Source organism: Pseudonocardia spirodelae (assembly GCF_037727765.1).
GTDB lineage: Bacteria > Actinomycetota > Actinomycetes > Mycobacteriales > Pseudonocardiaceae > Pseudonocardia > Pseudonocardia spirodelae.
This window is the reverse complement of record NZ_JBBJUP010000006.1, coordinates 224,931-239,584: the sequence shown is the minus strand read 5'-3', so window position 1 is coordinate 239,584 and position 14,654 is coordinate 224,931. Positions and strand designations below refer to the sequence as shown.

Here is a 14,654-nt window from a genome sequence, read left to right as displayed (position 1 = left end):
ACCAGTCTGGCGGCGGCGGGGCGCGCGGGATTGAACATTCGCGACGGGAGGTGCGACGGCGGTGATCGAGTCGCGCGGCCACATCAACCCGGGCACGCCCGGCACCAGCCTGCGGCGCGTGCCGATCGGGCTGGACGACCTGGTCCGCTGGGTGTGGACGGCCCGCTGGGACCTGCCTCCCGGACGTACGGTGCGCCAGCGGGTGCTGCAGTACCCGGCGTTCAACGTCGTCGCCGGGCCGCGGGCCGCGACGCTGCACGGGCCGCGCACCGGCGTCGACGTGCGGGAGCTGGCCGGCCGCTCGTGGGTGGTCGGGGTGCTGCTGCGTCCCGGCGCGACCCCGCTGTTCACGACGACCGCGCCGGCCGCGCTGCGGGGCGGGGAGGAGCCGGTCACCGGCGCCCCGCTGGCGGAGCTGACCGCCGCCGTCGAGGGCGACGGCGACCCCGCCGCCGTCGTGCGGGCCTGGCTGGAGCCGTGGGCCGACGCCGTCACCGACGCCGGGCGGCTGGTGAACCGGGCCTGCGCGCTGGCCGAGTCCCGCAGCGACGTCGTCCGGGCCGACCAGCTCGCCGACCTCGTCGGCGTCGCCCCGCGGACCCTGGAACGGCTGGTCCGCGGGCACATCGGGCTCACCCCGCTGTGGTTGATCGAGTGCCGGCGCCTGCAGCACGCGGCGGCGGTGCTGCGGACCGACCCGGACACCGGGCTCGCCGGGCTGGCCGCCGAGCTGGGCTACGCCGACCAGGCGCACTTCACCCGCCGCTACCGCGCCGTGCTGGGGGAGACGCCCGGCGCCACCCGCCGGGCCGCCCGCGCGGCCGGGTGATCACCGGCACGGCTGCGGCGCCGGTGCTTCACCGCGCGCAGGTGCTGTGGTCGGATACGCCGGACGCACCAAACCCAGGTCACCGACGTACTACCCTCCGCGCATGGCACGCCGGCCCGAACCCGACCCGACGACCTGGTGGGAACGCTACGGGCACCGGCTGGAAGGACCTCCCGTGACGAACCCGGCGCAGCCGCCGGCCGACACCCCGGCCCCGCCCGCCCCGCGCCCGGAGACGTCCCGGCCCCCGGGCGTCCCCGCGGCGCCCGCGGCCCCCGTCGCCCCCGCGGCGCCCGGCGGGCCGGGCGCGTCCGGCAGGTCCGCGGCGTCGGACCTGCGCGAGGACTCCGTGCTGCGCGCCCGCCCGGACCGCCCGCGCACGGGCTGGCGGCGCGCCCTCTACGACCTGACCGGCGGCCGTCTGAACCCCGGTCCCAGCGACGTCGAGGAGCTGCGGTCGGGCCTGCTCACCCGGGTCCGCGCACCGCTGGCCGGTGCGCACCGGGTCGCGGTCATGTCGATGAAGGGCGGCGTCGGCAAGACGACCGTGTCGGCCTGCCTGGGGCTGGCACTGGCCGAGAACCGGGGGGACCGCGCGGTCGTCCTGGACGCCAACCCCGACGCGGGCACGCTCGCCGACCGGCTCACCGGAGACGCCCGCGTCACCGTGCGCGAGCTGCTCGACGACCTGGACGCGGTCGGGACCTGGACCGAGGTCTCGCGCTACACCAGCCTCGCCGGGCGCCTGCAGGTGCTGGCCTCCGAGCAGGACCCGGGGTCGGGCGAGGCGTTCTCCCGCCAGGAGTACGAGCGGGTCAGCGACCTGCTGGGCCGCTACTTCAACATCATCGTCACCGACTCGGGCACCGGCCTGGTGCACTCCACGATGGAGGGGACCCTCGCGCGGGCCGACTCGGTCGTCGTGGTCGGGTCGCCGACCGTCGACGGCGCCGGGCGGGCGTCCAAGACGCTGGACTGGCTGGTCGCGCACGGCCACGCCGAGCTGGCCCGCGACGCCGTCGTGGTCCTGTCCTGCGACCGGCGCAGCGCCGAGGTGGACGCCCAGCGCATCCGCGAGCACTTCGCCGAACGGGTGCGCGGGGTGGTCGAGGTGCCGCACGACCCGCACCTGGCGACCGGCGGGCGGATCGACCCCGCCCGGCTGCGGCCGCCGACCTCCGACGCGTTCCTGGAGCTGGCCGCGCTCGTCGCCGACGCGTTCGACGTGCGGCGACGCGGCTGAACCGGGTCGCGGGCGGCGCGTACCCTGGAGGGCGAGATGAACAGCGCGCACAGCTCCTCCCGTCCCGACGACGACCCGTGGGTGTTCAGCACCCGCGAACTGGCCCGCCGCCCCGGCACCCAGCGCACCGTGGTGCGCACCGTCCCCGCGCCGTCGGGTGAGCGGGAGATCGGCCTGGCGGGCGTGATCACCGTCCCCGGCGGTTCGGACGTCGAGCTCGACCTGTCGCTGGAGTCGGTCACCGAGGGCGTCTACGTCTCCGGCACCGCCGACGCGCGGCTGGTGGGGGAGTGCTCGCGCTGCCTGGACGCGGTCGGCGAGGACGTGCACGTCCGGATCGGGGAGCTGTTCGCCTACCCCGACTCGGTCACCGAGGAGACCACCGACGCCGACGAGATCCCGCGCCTGGTCGACGACCGGATCGACATCACCCAGACCGTGCGGGACGCGATCGTCACCGACCTGCCGATGGCGCCCCTGTGCAGGGACGACTGCCCCGGCCTGTGCACCGAGTGCGGTGAGAGGTGGGCCGATCTCCCATCGGATCACGGGCATGAGACACTGGATCCTCGTTGGGCGGCGCTCCGTGAGCGCCTGCCCTCCACCGAGTAGGCCGTACCGGCCTCCGGTGTCGAGAGAACCGATCGTTCAGTACTGAGGAGTGTCATCATGGCCGTTCCCAAGCGCCGGATGTCGCGGTCGAACACGCGTGCGCGCCGGTCGCAGTGGAAGGCCACTGCGCCCACCCTGGTCGCCTGCTCGAACCGCGCCTGCCGCGAGCCGAAGCTGCAGCACATCGCCTGCCCGACGTGCGGGCAGTACGACGGCCGTCAGGTCACCACCCCGGCCTGATCGCACCCGTGGGCGACAAGAGCGTGACCGGTCCGGCGACGGACCGGTCACCTCTGCTGTCCGCACTCGGTGTGGACCTGGACGACGCGCTGCTCACGCTGGCGCTGACCCACCGGTCCTACGCCTACGAGCACGGCGGTCTCCCGACCAACGAGCGCCTCGAGTTCCTCGGCGACTCGGTGCTGTCGATCGTGATCACCGAGCGGCTCTACCGGGACCACCCGGACCTGCCGGAGGGGCAGCTGGCGAAGCTGCGGGCGAGCGTGGTCAACATGCACGCGCTCGCGAGCGTCGCCGCCGAGCTGCCGACCCCCGGTGACGGTCCGCACGGCCTCGGCGCCTACCTCTACCTGGGCCGCGGCGAGGAGCTGACCGGTGGCCGGTCGAAGGCCAGCATCCTGGCCGACGCCACCGAGGCGCTGCTCGGCGCCGTGTACCTCGAGCACGGCCTGGAGCCGTCGCGGGAGCTGATCCACCGGCTGTTCGCCGACCTGCTCCACAGCGCCCCGCTGCTCGGCGCGGGCCTGGACTGGAAGACCAGCCTGCAGGAGCTCACCGCCGCAGGCGGGCACGGCGTGCCCGAGTACCGGATCGACGAGGAGGGCCCGGACCACCTCAAGGTGTTCACCGCGACGGCCGTGGTCGGGGGCCGCGACCTCGGCAGCGGCGCGGGGCGCACCAAGAAGGAGGCCGAGCAGAAGGCGGCCGAGATCGCCTGGCGCGCCCTGTCGGACGAGAGCACCGGCTCCACCCTCTAGGCGCCCGACCCGATGCCCGAACTCCCCGAGGTCGAGGTCGTCCGCCGCGGCCTGGCCGACCACGTGCTGGACCGCCGGATCGCGCGCGTCGAGGTGCTGCACCCGCGCGCGGTGCGCCGTCACCCCGCCGGCGGCGACGACTTCGCCGGCCGCCTCACCGGCCGGACCCTGTCCGCCGCGGCCCGGCGCGGCAAGTACCTGTGGCTGGAGCTGGACTCCGCCGGTGAGGGCGACGACGCGCTGCTCGCGCACCTCGGGATGTCCGGGCAGATGCTCGTCGAGGCCCCGGACGCGCCGGACGAGAAGCACCTGCGGGTGCGCGTCCGCTTCGACGACGACGGCCCCGAGCTGCGCTTCGTCGACCAGCGCACGTTCGGCGGGCTGTCGGTGCACCCGCTGGCCGCGGCCACCGGCGGCGGCCTGGTGCCCGCACCCGTCGCGCACATCGCACGCGACCCGATGGACCCGGCGTGGGTCGCCGGGGACGCCGTCGCCGCGCTGCGCCGGCGCCGCACCGAGATCAAGCGCGCGCTGCTCGACCAGACCGTCGTCTCCGGGATCGGCAACATCTACGCCGACGAGGCCCTGTGGCGGGCCCGGCTGCACGGCGCCCGACCGACGGACAGGCTGACCCGCGCGCAGGGCCACGCCGTCCTCGACGCCGCGAGCACCGTGATGCACGAGGCGCTGGCCCAGGGCGGCACCTCGTTCGACGCGCTCTACGTCAACGTCAACGGCGCCTCGGGCTACTTCGACCGTTCCCTGAACGTCTACGGCCAGGCGGACCGGGCGTGCCGTCGCTGCGGCACCCCGATCCGCCGGGACGCGTTCATGAACCGCTCCTCGTTCACCTGCCCGCGCTGCCAGCCCGCGCCGCGTCCCCGGCGCTGACCGGCCGGGCCGCCTACCCGACGTCGCGGCGCAGCAGGTCCTCCGGGGTGTCGCGGCGCAGCAGCGGCATCGCCGCGCCCGCCGCGACCGCGACGACCGGCGGACGGGGCACCTGGTTGTAGGTCGAGGCCATCGACGCGTGGTACGCGCCGGACACCGGCACCGCGAGCAGGTCGCCGGGCGCGAGGTCCGCGGGCAGCCGCACCGCGTCGGCGACGACGTCGGAGGACTCGCAGTGCCGGCCCGCGACCCGCACCGTCACCAGCGGCGCCCGGGTCGCGCGCCCGACCAGCCGCACGGGGTAGCGGGCGCCGTAGAGGGCGGGGCGCGGGTCGTCGCTCATGCCGCCGTCGACGAGCACGGTCGTGGAGCCGTCGCCGCAGCGCTGCACCGCCCCCACGCGGTACACCGTCACCCCCGCCCGGGCGACGACCGCCCGGCCGGGCTCCACCAGCAGCCGCGGCTCCGCCAGCCCGTAGGACGCGCAGGCCCGCGCGAGCGTGCCGCGCACCGCCCGGCCGAACGTCGCCGGGTCCAGGCAGGGCTCGCCCTCGGCGTAGCCGACCGCGTGACCGCCGCCCAGGTCGAGCTCGGCGGGCGTGACGCCGTAGCGGGCCCGCAGGGCCGCCAGCACACCGACCATGCGGACGGCCGCGCGCTCGTAGCGCGACACCGAGGGCACCTGCGAGCCGAGGTGGCAGTGCAGGCCGGCGAGCTCCAGCTCGGGGCGGGCGAGCACCCGTCCCGCGGCCTCGAGCACCTCCTCCGGCGGCATCCCGAACCAGCTCGACGCGGTCCCGGTCGTGAGCCCGGGGTGGGTGCCGGCGTCGACGTCCGGGGCGACCCGCAGCAGCACCCTCTGCCGGCCCGGCGCCAGCGCCGCGATCCGGTCGACCTCGGCGGCGGAGTCGAGCACGATCCGCCCGACGCCCGCGGCGAACGCGGCCTTGAGGTCCTCGTCGGTCTTGACCGTGCCGTGCAGGACGATCCGCTCGCCGGGCAGGCCCGCCGCGGCGGCCACGGCGACCTCGCCGCCGGAGCAGGCGTCGACCGAGCAGCCCTCGTCGGCGACGAGCCGGGCCATGCCCCGGCACAGGAACGCCTTGCCGGCGTAGACGATCTCCGCGTCGGGCAGTGCGGCCCGGTAGGCGCGGCAGCGGGCCCGGACGTCGGCGGTGTCGAGCACCTGCACCGGGGTGCCGAACCGGGCGGCGACCTCGGTGAGGTCGACACCGCCCACGGTGAGGGTGCCGTCGGAGGCCGCGCGGGCCGTGACCGGCCACAGGCCCGGTTCGAGACGGGCGGCGAGCGTCGGGCGCAGGGTGGGGAGGAGGTCGGCGAGGGTCACCGGAGGGGACTCCTTGGTCGCGGGCGCCCGGTGCGGGCGCCATGCCCCACCGGTATCGCCCGCAGGACCGGCCACCGCCGCGGGTCCGGACGCGCTGTTGACGCCGGGGTCCGCGGGCTTCGCGCGCTGCTGACGGACGGTGATCCCCGTCTCCCGCGACGGTCCGCGGGCCCGCGGCGCCCGCGGCCCCGGGCCGCACCGCCGGCTGCGGGACCGGACGGCCGGCGGGGCGTCAAGAATGCGACAGGACCACCGGGCCGGGCCCGGTCCACCGCGCAGGCTCTCCGACCGTGACCGTGCACGCCGATCGGCCGGCCGACGCCGGCGAGCCCCCTGATCCGTCCCCGTCCGCGACCCGCACGTCGTCCGTGGACGGCGGCGACCGCCACCGTCTCGGCACGATCACCGGGGTCGCCGCGCTGGGCCTGGACGCCCTCGCCTCGTGCGCCTACGGGCCGGAGGCCGTCGTCGTCGCCCTGGCCGTGGCCGGTGCGGCCGGGCTCGGTGCCGCCCCGCTGGTGACCGCGGTGATCGTGGGTCTGCTCGCCCTGCTGGTGCTCGGCTACCGGCAGGTGATCGCGGCCTACCCGGACGGCGGGGGCGCGTACTCCGTCGCGCGGCGCAATCTCGGCCCCGGTGCCGGGCTGGTCGCCGCGGCCTCACTGGTCGTCGACTACGTCCTCAACGTGGCGGTGTCGATCGCGGCCGGTGTCGCCGCCCTGACCTCGGCGTTCCCGGATCTGATCGGCTGGACCCCCGCGCTGTGCCTGGGGGCGCTGGCGGTCGTCACGGCCGTCAACCTGCGCGGCGTGGTGACGGGCGGACGGCTGTTCGCGCTCCCCGCCGCGGTGTTCGTCGGGGCGCTCGCCGTCGTCATCGTCGTCGGCCTGCTGCGCGACGGCCCGGCCGAGACGCTGCCGCCCGCGGCCCCGGTGGTCGGGGCGCAGGAGGTCGGGGTCCTGCTGCTCCTCGCCGCGTTCGCGAACGGCTGCGCGGCGCTCACCGGGGTCGAGGCGATCGCGAACGCGACGCCGTCGTTCCGGGCCGACCGGCGTCGCCGCGCCCGCGACGCCGAGCTCGTCCTCGGCGTGGTCCTCGGCCTGCTGCTGCTGGGACTGGGCGCCCTCGTCGACCGCCTCGGTGTCGCCCCGACCCCGGACCGGACGCTGCTCTCGCTCCTGGTCCAGGCGTCGCTGGGCAGCGGCTGGATCTACGTCGGGGTCCAGCTGACGACGGTGGTGCTGCTGGCCCTGGCGGCGAACACCTCCTACGGCGGCCTGCCGGTGCTGGCCGCCCGCCTGGCTGCCGACGACGCGCTGCCCCGGATGTTCGCCGTGCGCGGGGACCGGCAGGTCTACCGCGCGTCGATCCTGTCCCTGTCGGTGCTCGCCGCCGTGCTGCTGCTGGTCACCGGCGGTGACGTCGCCCTGCTCGTGCCGCTGTTCGCCATCGGCGTCTTCGTGGGGTTCGCGCTGTGCCAGGCCGGGATGGTCGTGCACCATCTGCGGACGGGCGGCCCGGGCGCCCGTGCCCGGGTCGCGCTCTGCGGGACCGCATCCGCCCTCACCGCCGTGGCCGCGGTCGTGCTCACCGTCGAGAAGGCGGCCGCCGGCGCCTGGCTGGTGGTGGTCGTCGTGCCGATGCTGGTGGCGCTGTTCGTCGCCGTGCGCCGCGGGTACGCCGGCATGGCCGCCCGGCTCGCCGCGGACCGGTGCACCGCGCTCCCGCACGGGGCGCCGTCGGTGGTCGTCGTCCCGGTGGCGGAGATCGACGTGCTCGCCGAGCACGCGCTGTCGACCGCGCGGTCGATGGGTCGGGACACGGTGGCCGTGCACGTCGTCCTCGGCCGCGACGCCGACGACCTCGCCGCCGCCGACGACCTGCGCCGCCGCTGGGCCCGATGGCGGCCCGACGTCGAGCTCGTCCTGCTGTCGGGCACCGACGAACGCGGCCGTCCCCGGCGCCGCCTCGGGCCTGCCGTGTGCGGGTACCTGCGGGCGCTCGCCGCGGGCGGTCGCGACGTGACGCTGCTGATCCCGGAGCCGGCGCCCCGTCGTCGACGGCACGCCCCGCTGCTCGGCCACCGGGGCGCCGGGCTGGCGCGCTACGCCGCACGGCACACCGACGCCGTCGTCGGACGGATGCGACTGCGCGCCTGAGCGCCGCCGGCGGGTGCGGATGCCGCCCGGCCGGGCTACAGCCAGTCGTTGCGCTTGAACGCCAGGTACAGCACCAGCCCGAGCAGCAGCATCAGGCCCAGCGCCATCGGGTAGCCCAGCGTCCAGTGCAGCTCGGGCATGGTGTCGAAGTTCATCCCGTAGATGCCGGCGATCAGGGTCGGCGCGAAGAGGATCGCCGCCCAGGACGACACCCGCTTCATCTGCTCGTTCTGGGTGAACCCGGCCTCGGTCAGCCGGGTCATCTCCTCGTTCTGCCGCTGCGCGACCAGCGTGGAGTTGACCGTCAGGATGTTGCCGAGCAGGTCGCGGAAGCCCTCGACACGCTCGCGGACCCGGGTGGCGTGGTCGATGACGTCGCGCATCGCGCGCCGCAGCTCCAGGTCCGGGGCGTCGCCGGACTTGGCGAAGCGCGCCCGCAGCTCGACGAAGATCTCCTGCAGCGGCTCGACGGCCCGCTGGAACGCGATCACCTGGCGGGTGAGCTGGTAGATGCGCCGCGACACCTCGGGGTCGCCGCGGAAGACCTGCTCCTCGATCTCGTCGATGTCGTCCTGCAGGCCGTCGAGGACCGGGAAGTAGTCGTCGACCACGCGGTCCAGCACCGCGTACAGCACCGCCATCGGGCCGTGCGCGAGCAGCTCCGGGTCGTTCTCCAGCCGGTCGCGGACCTCGCCCAGCTGCGGCTCCACCGCGTGCCGCACCGTGATGACGAAGTCCGGGCCGAGGAACAGGTGGACCTCGCCGATCTCGACGACCTCGTCGGAGTCGACGTAGCGGGCCGGGCGCAGCACGACGAACTCGGTGGTGCCGTAGCGCTCCAGCTTGGGGCGCTGGTGGGCGTTGACGGTGTCCTCGACGGCCAGCGCGTGCAGCGCGAACTCGCGTCCGATGCCGGCGATCTCCTCGGCGTCGGGGCGCAGCATCCCGATCCAGCAGAACGCGGTGCTGCCGTCGGCGTGGTCACCGCGGCAGCGGCGCAGCTCGTCGACGGCGGTGTCGACGTGGTCCGGCGCGGCCGCCCGCTTGCCGTCGACGTAGACCGCGTTGTCGATCACGGACATGCCTGCGCCTCCCCGGCCGGGCGGGACCGGGACGATCCCGCGCCGTCGGTCAGGGTATCCAGGGACGCGGCCCGCAACCGTCCCGGACGGGGCCCGCCCCGCGGCGCAGCCGTCCGGCCGCGACCGGCAGGACACGCGCGAGCACGGCGACGGCCAGCAGCGTGACCAGCAGCGCCAGGTCGTCGGGGCCAATGTGCAGCTCCGCGCGGCCGTTCAGGACGAAGCCGTCGGCGAAGGCCCAGCACACCGCCGCGGCGACCAGCGCGCCGGGCGTCGTCGTCCGGGCCGCGACCGCCGCGGTGGCCAGGGCCGCGGCCGGCACGACGGACGCCCCGGCCGGTACCCCCGCCGCCGCGGCGGTCCCGCAGGCGACGGCCGTCAGGACCCCGGCCGGCACGGACAGCAGAAACCCGGCCGGGCCGGGCAGGCGGGGCGGGACCGGTGGGTCCACGGGAGACGGGCGACGCTGCAGCACGCGCACAGCGTCCCCGCCCGGCTCCCGCCCGCCACGGGCACTGACGCCGCCTTGGCGCGCGCCCCCCGGTTCGTTGACGGGCTCCTGAGACCGATCGCCCGGGTGGGGGACGTGACCGCCACCACCGGGCGTCAAGAACGCGTCAACGCGGACCCCGGCGGGCGTCAATCCGGCGTCACCACGCACGTGCGGCCGCGGCGCGGAGCGCACGATCCTGCGCGGCCCGCCGGAGGTACCGGCGGGTGCGAGGTACGAGGAGTGTCCCGTGGCCGACCTGGCCTACATCGCGCTGACGGCAGCCTGCTTCGTCGTGTTCGCGCTCACCCTGCGCGGGATGGAGAAGCTGTGATCGCGAACGTCGTGGGCGGGGTGCTCGCCCTGGCCCTGCTCGTCTACCTGGTCGTCGCGCTGCTCCGACCGGAGAAGTTCTGATGGCCGGGCTGCTGCAGGCGGGCGCGCTGGTCGCGCTGCTCGCACTGACCTGGAAGCCGCTGGGCGACTGGATGGCCCGCGTCTACACCGACACCCGGCACTGGCGGGTGGAGCGCTGGATCTACCGGCTGTGCCGGGTCGACGCCGGATCCGGGCAGCGCTGGACCACCTACGCGGCCGGGGTGCTCGGGTTCTCCCTGGTCTCGATCCTGCTGCTGTACGTGATGCAGCGTGTCCAGGGGCTGCTGCCGCTCGGCTTCGGCCGCGGCACCGACGGCTTCGAGGGCCCCGGCTCCGTGGCCCCCGCGATGGCGTTCAACACCGCCGTCTCGTTCGTGACGAACACGAACTGGCAGTCCTACGTGCCGGAGCAGGTCCTCGGCCACACCGTCCAGATGGCCGGGCTGACCGTGCAGAACGTCGTGTCCGCGGCCGTCGGCATGGCGGTCGCCGTCGCGCTGGTCCGCGGGTTCGTCTCCCGCGGCGACGACGACGGGCGCATCGGCAACTTCTGGGTCGACCTCACCCGCGGCGTCACCCGGATCCTGCTGCCGGTCGCCGTCGTCGCCGCCGTCGCCCTCGTCGCGACCGGCGTCGTGCAGTCGCTGCGCTCCGGGGTGGAGATCACCGCCGTGGACGGCTCGGTGCACACCCTCCCGCTGGCCCCGGCCGCGTCGCAGGAGGCGGTCAAGGAGCTCGGCACCAACGGCGGCGGGATCTTCAACGCGAACTCCGCGCACCCGTTCGAGAACCCGGGCCCGGTCGCGAACCTGCTGGAGATCTTCCTGCTGCTGGTGATCCCGGTCGCGCTGACCCGCACCTTCGGGGTCATGGTCGGCCGGGTCCGCCAGGGCGTCGTCCTGCTGTCGGTCATGGGCGGCCTGTGGGCGCTCATGCTCGCCGCCGCCTGGCTCGCCGAGAACCACCCCAACGGCCCCGCCGCGCTCGCCGCGGGCGGCGCGCTGGAGGGCAAGGAGGTGCGCTTCGGCGTCCCCGGCTCGGTCCTGTTCGCGGTGTCGACGACCGGGACGTCCACCGGCGCGGTCAACTCGATGCACGACAGCTACTCCGGCGCGGCCGGCGGCGTGACGCTGCTGAACATGCTGCTCGGCGAGGTCGCCCCCGGCGGGGTCGGCGCGGGCCTCTACGGCCTGCTCGTGCTCGCCGTCATCGCGGTGTTCCTCGCCGGGCTGATGGTCGGCCGGACCCCGGAGTACCTCGGCAAGAAGCTCGGCCGCCGCGAGATCACCTACGCCGCGGTGTCGATCCTGGTCATGCCGGCGTTCGTGCTGCTGGGGGCCGGTCTGGCGATCGCGCTGCCGGGCACCGCCGACGCACTGAACAACGACGGGGCGCACGGCTTCTCCGAGGTCCTCTACGCCTGGGCCTCGGCCGCCAACAACAACGGCTCGGCGTTCGCCGGGATCACCGTGACCAGCGACTTCTTCCAGGCCGGGCTGGGGATGGCGATGCTCTTCGGGCGCTTCGTGCCGATCCTCGCCGTCCTCGCGCTGGCGGGTGCCCTGGCCCGCCAGCGCCGCGTCCCGGCCGGGGCGGGGACGCTGCCGACCGACGGCCCGCTGTTCGCCGGGCTCGTCGGGGGCACCGTGCTGCTGGTCTCGGCGCTGACGTTCTTCCCGGCACTGGCGCTCGGCCCGATCGCCGAGGCCCTGTCGTGACCCCGCGCCCCGGCCCGGACACCGGTCCGGCCCCCGCGTCCACCCCCACCCCCGCACCGGCGCCGTCGCCCGCCTCCGGCGGTGCTCCCAGGGGAACCCTCGAGGCCTACAGCGCTACGGGGGTGACCCTCGGAGCGGACCGCGGCGGGGGGAGTCCCCGACCGGAGGAGAACGTGTCCGTGTCCACCGAGCGGCCCACCACCGGGCCGCAGGCGTCCGACCCGGCGCCCGCGCCCGTCGCCGCGGGGGCCTTCGCCCCGGGGCAGCTGCTGGCCGCGCTGCCCGAGGCCCTGCGCAAGCTCGACCCGCGCGTGCAGGCCCGCAACCCGGTGATGTTCGTCGTCTGGGTCGGGTCGGTGCTGGTCACCGTGCTCGCCGTCGTCGACCCCAGCGTGTTCGCGGTGCTGATCGCGGCCTGGCTGTGGTTCACGGTCCTGTTCGCGAACCTCGCCGAGGCCGTCGCCGAGGGGCGCGGCAAGGCGCAGGCCGCGTCGCTGCGCGCCACCCAGCGCGACACCGTCGCCCGGCGGCTGCTCGGCGAGGACCCCGCCGACCCGGACGCCCGCGAGGAGCAGGTGCCGGGCGCGCAGCTGCGGCTGGGGGACCTGGTCGTCGTCGAGGCGGGGGAGACCGTCCCCGGCGACGGCGACGTCGTCCACGGCATCGCCTCGGTCGACGAGTCCGCGATCACCGGCGAGTCCGCACCCGTCATCCGGGAGGCCGGCGGCGACCGCTGCGCCGTCACCGGCGGCACCACGGTGCTGTCGGACCGGATCGTCGTGCGCATCACCACCCGGCCCGGGGAGTCCTTCGTCGACCGGATGATCGCGCTCGTCGAGGGCGCGGCCCGGCAGAAGACGCCGAACGAGATCGCCCTGACGATCCTGCTCTCGGCCCTGACGATCATCTTCCTGCTCGCGGTCGTCGCGATCGCCCCGATGAGCGCCTACGCCGGCACCCAGGTCCCGCTGCTCGTGCTCACCGCGCTGCTGGTCTGCCTGATCCCGACCACCATCGGCGCGCTGCTGTCCGCGATCGGCATCGCCGGCATGGACCGGCTGGTGCAGCGCAACGTGCTCGCCACCTCCGGGCGCGCCGTCGAGGCCGCCGGTGACGTCGACACGCTGCTGCTCGACAAGACCGGCACCATCACCTTCGGCAACCGGCGCGCCACCGCGCTGCACGGCGTGGGCGGCACCGGGACCGACGAGCTCGCCCGCGCGGCCCGGCTGTCGAGCCTGGCCGACCAGACGCCCGAGGGCCGCAGCATCGTCGAGCTCTGCGCGTCCGAGCACGGGCTCGCCCCCGAGGCGGACGCCGCGGAGGCCGTCGCGGAGTTCGTGCCGTTCACCGCGCAGACCCGGATGTCGGGCATCGACCTCGACGGCGAGGTCGTCCGCAAGGGCGCCGCGGCCGCCGTCCTGGAGTGGGCGCAGGCCGCCGACCGGGCCGAGGTCGACCGCATCGTCGAGACCGTCTCCGACGACGGCGGGACCCCGCTGGTCGTCGCGGCCGCCGACGCCCCGGACGGGCGCGGCGCCCGCGTGCTCGGCGTCATCGAGCTGTCCGACGTCGTCAAGCCCGGCATGGCCGAGCGCTTCGCCGAGCTGCGCGCGATGGGCATCCGCACGGTGATGGTCACCGGCGACAACCCACGCACCGCCGCGGCGATCGCGGCGCAGGCCGGGGTCGACGACCACCTGGCCGAGGCCACGCCGGAGGACAAGCTCGCCTACATCCGCCGCGAGCAGGAGGGCGGCCGGCTGGTCGCGATGACCGGCGACGGCACCAACGACGCGCCCGCGCTGGCCCAGGCCGACGTCGGCGTCGCCATGAACACCGGCACCTCCGCCGCGAAGGAGGCCGGGAACATGGTCGACCTGGACTCCGACCCGACCAAGCTGATCGAGATCGTCGAGATCGGCAAGCAGCTGCTCATCACCCGCGGCGCGCTGACGACGTTCTCGGTCGCCAACGACCTCGCGAAGTACTTCGCGATCCTGCCCGCGATGTTCGTCGCGCTCTACCCGTCACTGGGGCTGCTCAACGTGATGGGCCTGGCGACGCCGGAGTCCGCGATCCTCTCCGCGGTGATCTTCAACGCGCTGGTGATCGTGGCGCTGATCCCGCTGGCCCTGCGCGGGGTGCGCTACCGGCCGTCGTCGGCGGCGTCGCTGCTGCGGCGCAACCTGCTGATCTACGGCCTCGGCGGGGTCGTCACCCCGTTCGCCGGGATCTTCCTCATCGACCTGCTCGTCCGTCTCGTCCCGGGGATCTGATGCTCACCACCCTGCGCCGCCAGACCGCCACCGGTCTGCGCGTGCTCCTCGTCATGACGGTCCTGTGCGGGATCGTCTACCCGCTCGCGATCTGGGGCGTCGCCCGGATCTCGGGCCTGGATGCCCGGGCCGAGGGCTCGGTGCTGCCGGGCGGCACCGGGTCGTCGCTGATCGGGATCGACCCGGTCGCGCCCGACCCGGCCGCCGACCCCTTCTTCCACACCCGGCCCGCGGCGTCGGCCGAGGCCGAGGACGGACTCGGCCCGGCCGACACCGCCACCTCCGGCGGGTCGAACAAGGGCGGCTTCGACGACGGGCTGCTGGCCGCCGTGCAGCAGCGCCGCGCGGTGATCGCCGCCCGCGAGGGCGTCGCGCCGCAGGCGGTCCCGGCCGACGCGGTGACCGCGTCGGCGTCCGGGCTCGACCCGGACATCAGCCCGGAGTACGCGGCCCTGCAGGTGCCCCGCGTCGCGCGGGTCACCGGGCTGCCCGTCGCGCGCGTCGGTGAGCTCGTCGCCGCCGCGACGTCCGGGCGCACCCTCGGGTTCCTCGGGGAGCCGCGGGTGAACGTCACCGAACTCAACCTGTCCGTGCGGGACGCGCGCGGGTGAGCAGGGCCGACAATGG

Annotated in this window: 14 protein-coding genes; 11 read left to right on the top strand and 3 right to left on the bottom strand. The window is 75.5% G+C overall.

What is annotated here, in order from left to right; genetic code table 11:
• Window positions 1-61: 61 nt before the first annotated feature.
• The 6 genes from WJX68_RS09790 to mutM all read left to right on the top strand — a co-directional run bounded on the left by WJX68_RS09790 (window position 62) and on the right by mutM (window position 4,573).
• Entirely contained in the window at window positions 62-829 is a 768-nt protein-coding gene (locus tag WJX68_RS09790) for an AraC family transcriptional regulator (RefSeq protein WP_340288391.1), read from the top strand.
• Between the two features lie 175 nt (window positions 830-1,004).
• On the top strand, window positions 1,005-2,072 hold the full coding sequence (locus WJX68_RS09785) for a MinD/ParA family ATP-binding protein (RefSeq protein ID WP_340288388.1): 1,068 nt from the start codon (window positions 1,005-1,007) through the stop codon (window positions 2,070-2,072).
• A 36-nt stretch (window positions 2,073-2,108) separates the two neighbouring features.
• A complete protein-coding gene (locus tag WJX68_RS09780) occupies window positions 2,109-2,684 on the top strand; it encodes a YceD family protein (RefSeq protein ID WP_340288385.1) in 576 nt (191 codons plus the stop codon).
• 57 nt (window positions 2,685-2,741) lie between these two features.
• Window positions 2,742-2,924, top strand: coding sequence for a 50S ribosomal protein L32 (gene rpmF, locus WJX68_RS09775; RefSeq protein WP_340288382.1), 183 nt, complete (start codon window positions 2,742-2,744; stop codon window positions 2,922-2,924).
• 8 nt (window positions 2,925-2,932) lie between these two features.
• Entirely contained in the window at window positions 2,933-3,682 is a 750-nt protein-coding gene (gene rnc, locus WJX68_RS09770; RefSeq protein WP_340288379.1) for a ribonuclease III, read from the top strand.
• A gap of 12 nt (window positions 3,683-3,694) precedes the next feature.
• Window positions 3,695-4,573 (top strand): bifunctional DNA-formamidopyrimidine glycosylase/DNA-(apurinic or apyrimidinic site) lyase, encoded by an 879-nt coding sequence (gene mutM / locus WJX68_RS09765; RefSeq protein ID WP_340288376.1) that lies wholly within the window; start codon window positions 3,695-3,697, stop codon window positions 4,571-4,573.
• A gap of 13 nt (window positions 4,574-4,586) precedes the next feature.
• Here mutM and lysA read toward each other — a convergent pair whose 3' ends face one another.
• Window positions 4,587-5,921 (bottom strand): diaminopimelate decarboxylase, encoded by a 1,335-nt coding sequence (gene lysA, locus WJX68_RS09760; protein ID WP_340288373.1) that lies wholly within the window; start codon window positions 5,919-5,921, stop codon window positions 4,587-4,589.
• A 368-nt stretch (window positions 5,922-6,289) separates the two neighbouring features.
• Between lysA and WJX68_RS09755 the strand changes: the two genes are divergently transcribed.
• On the top strand, window positions 6,290-8,080 hold the full coding sequence (locus WJX68_RS09755) for an APC family permease (protein WP_340288371.1): 1,791 nt from the start codon (window positions 6,290-6,292) through the stop codon (window positions 8,078-8,080).
• A 35-nt stretch (window positions 8,081-8,115) separates the two neighbouring features.
• On the opposite strand, the gene WJX68_RS09750 is transcribed toward WJX68_RS09755, so the two are convergent.
• Both WJX68_RS09750 and WJX68_RS09745 read right to left on the bottom strand, forming a co-directional pair.
• A complete protein-coding gene (locus WJX68_RS09750; RefSeq protein ID WP_340288368.1) occupies window positions 8,116-9,162 on the bottom strand; it encodes a magnesium and cobalt transport protein CorA in 1,047 nt (348 codons plus the stop codon).
• A gap of 49 nt (window positions 9,163-9,211) precedes the next feature.
• A complete protein-coding gene (locus WJX68_RS09745) occupies window positions 9,212-9,613 on the bottom strand; it encodes a hypothetical protein (RefSeq protein ID WP_340288365.1) in 402 nt (133 codons plus the stop codon).
• A gap of 126 nt (window positions 9,614-9,739) precedes the next feature.
• Here WJX68_RS09745 and kdpF point away from each other — a divergent pair, with 126 nt between their 5' ends.
• The 4 genes from kdpF (at window position 9,740) to WJX68_RS09725 (ending at window position 14,638) form a co-directional block, all read left to right on the top strand.
• The gene (gene kdpF, locus WJX68_RS25215) at window positions 9,740-10,069 is read left to right on the top strand and encodes a K(+)-transporting ATPase subunit F (RefSeq protein WP_422785683.1); all 330 of its coding nucleotides are present in this window, start codon (window positions 9,740-9,742) and stop codon (window positions 10,067-10,069) included.
• Window positions 10,069-11,748 (top strand): potassium-transporting ATPase subunit KdpA, encoded by a 1,680-nt coding sequence (kdpA, locus tag WJX68_RS09735; protein WP_340288362.1) that lies wholly within the window; start codon window positions 10,069-10,071, stop codon window positions 11,746-11,748. Before kdpF ends, kdpA begins: the two co-directional genes overlap by 1 nt.
• A gap of 179 nt (window positions 11,749-11,927) precedes the next feature.
• Window positions 11,928-14,027 carry a potassium-transporting ATPase subunit KdpB gene (gene kdpB, locus WJX68_RS09730; RefSeq protein WP_340288359.1) on the top strand — a complete coding sequence of 700 codons (2,100 nt, stop codon included), beginning with the start codon at window positions 11,928-11,930 and terminating at the stop codon, window positions 14,025-14,027.
• Entirely contained in the window at window positions 14,027-14,638 is a 612-nt protein-coding gene (locus tag WJX68_RS09725; RefSeq protein WP_340288356.1) for a potassium-transporting ATPase subunit C, read from the top strand. The genes kdpB and WJX68_RS09725 overlap by 1 nt, the downstream gene beginning before the upstream one ends.
• Window positions 14,639-14,654 lie beyond the last annotated feature (16 nt).

Excerpts from the sequence above, each read along its gene's own strand:
- WJX68_RS09780 (WP_340288385.1), top strand. The coding sequence starts at position 2,109 with ATGAACAGCGCGCACAGCTCCTCCCGTCCCGACGACGACCCGTGGGTG.
- rpmF (WP_340288382.1), top strand. The coding sequence starts at position 2,742 with ATGGCCGTTCCCAAGCGCCGGATGTCGCGGTCGAACACGCGTGCGCGC.
- mutM (WP_340288376.1), top strand. The coding sequence starts at position 3,695 with ATGCCCGAACTCCCCGAGGTCGAGGTCGTCCGCCGCGGCCTGGCCGAC.
- WJX68_RS09750 (WP_340288368.1), bottom strand. The coding sequence starts at position 9,162 with ATGTCCGTGATCGACAACGCGGTCTACGTCGACGGCAAGCGGGCGGCC.
- kdpA (WP_340288362.1), top strand. The coding sequence starts at position 10,069 with ATGGCCGGGCTGCTGCAGGCGGGCGCGCTGGTCGCGCTGCTCGCACTG.
- WJX68_RS09725 (WP_340288356.1), top strand. The coding sequence starts at position 14,027 with ATGCTCACCACCCTGCGCCGCCAGACCGCCACCGGTCTGCGCGTGCTC.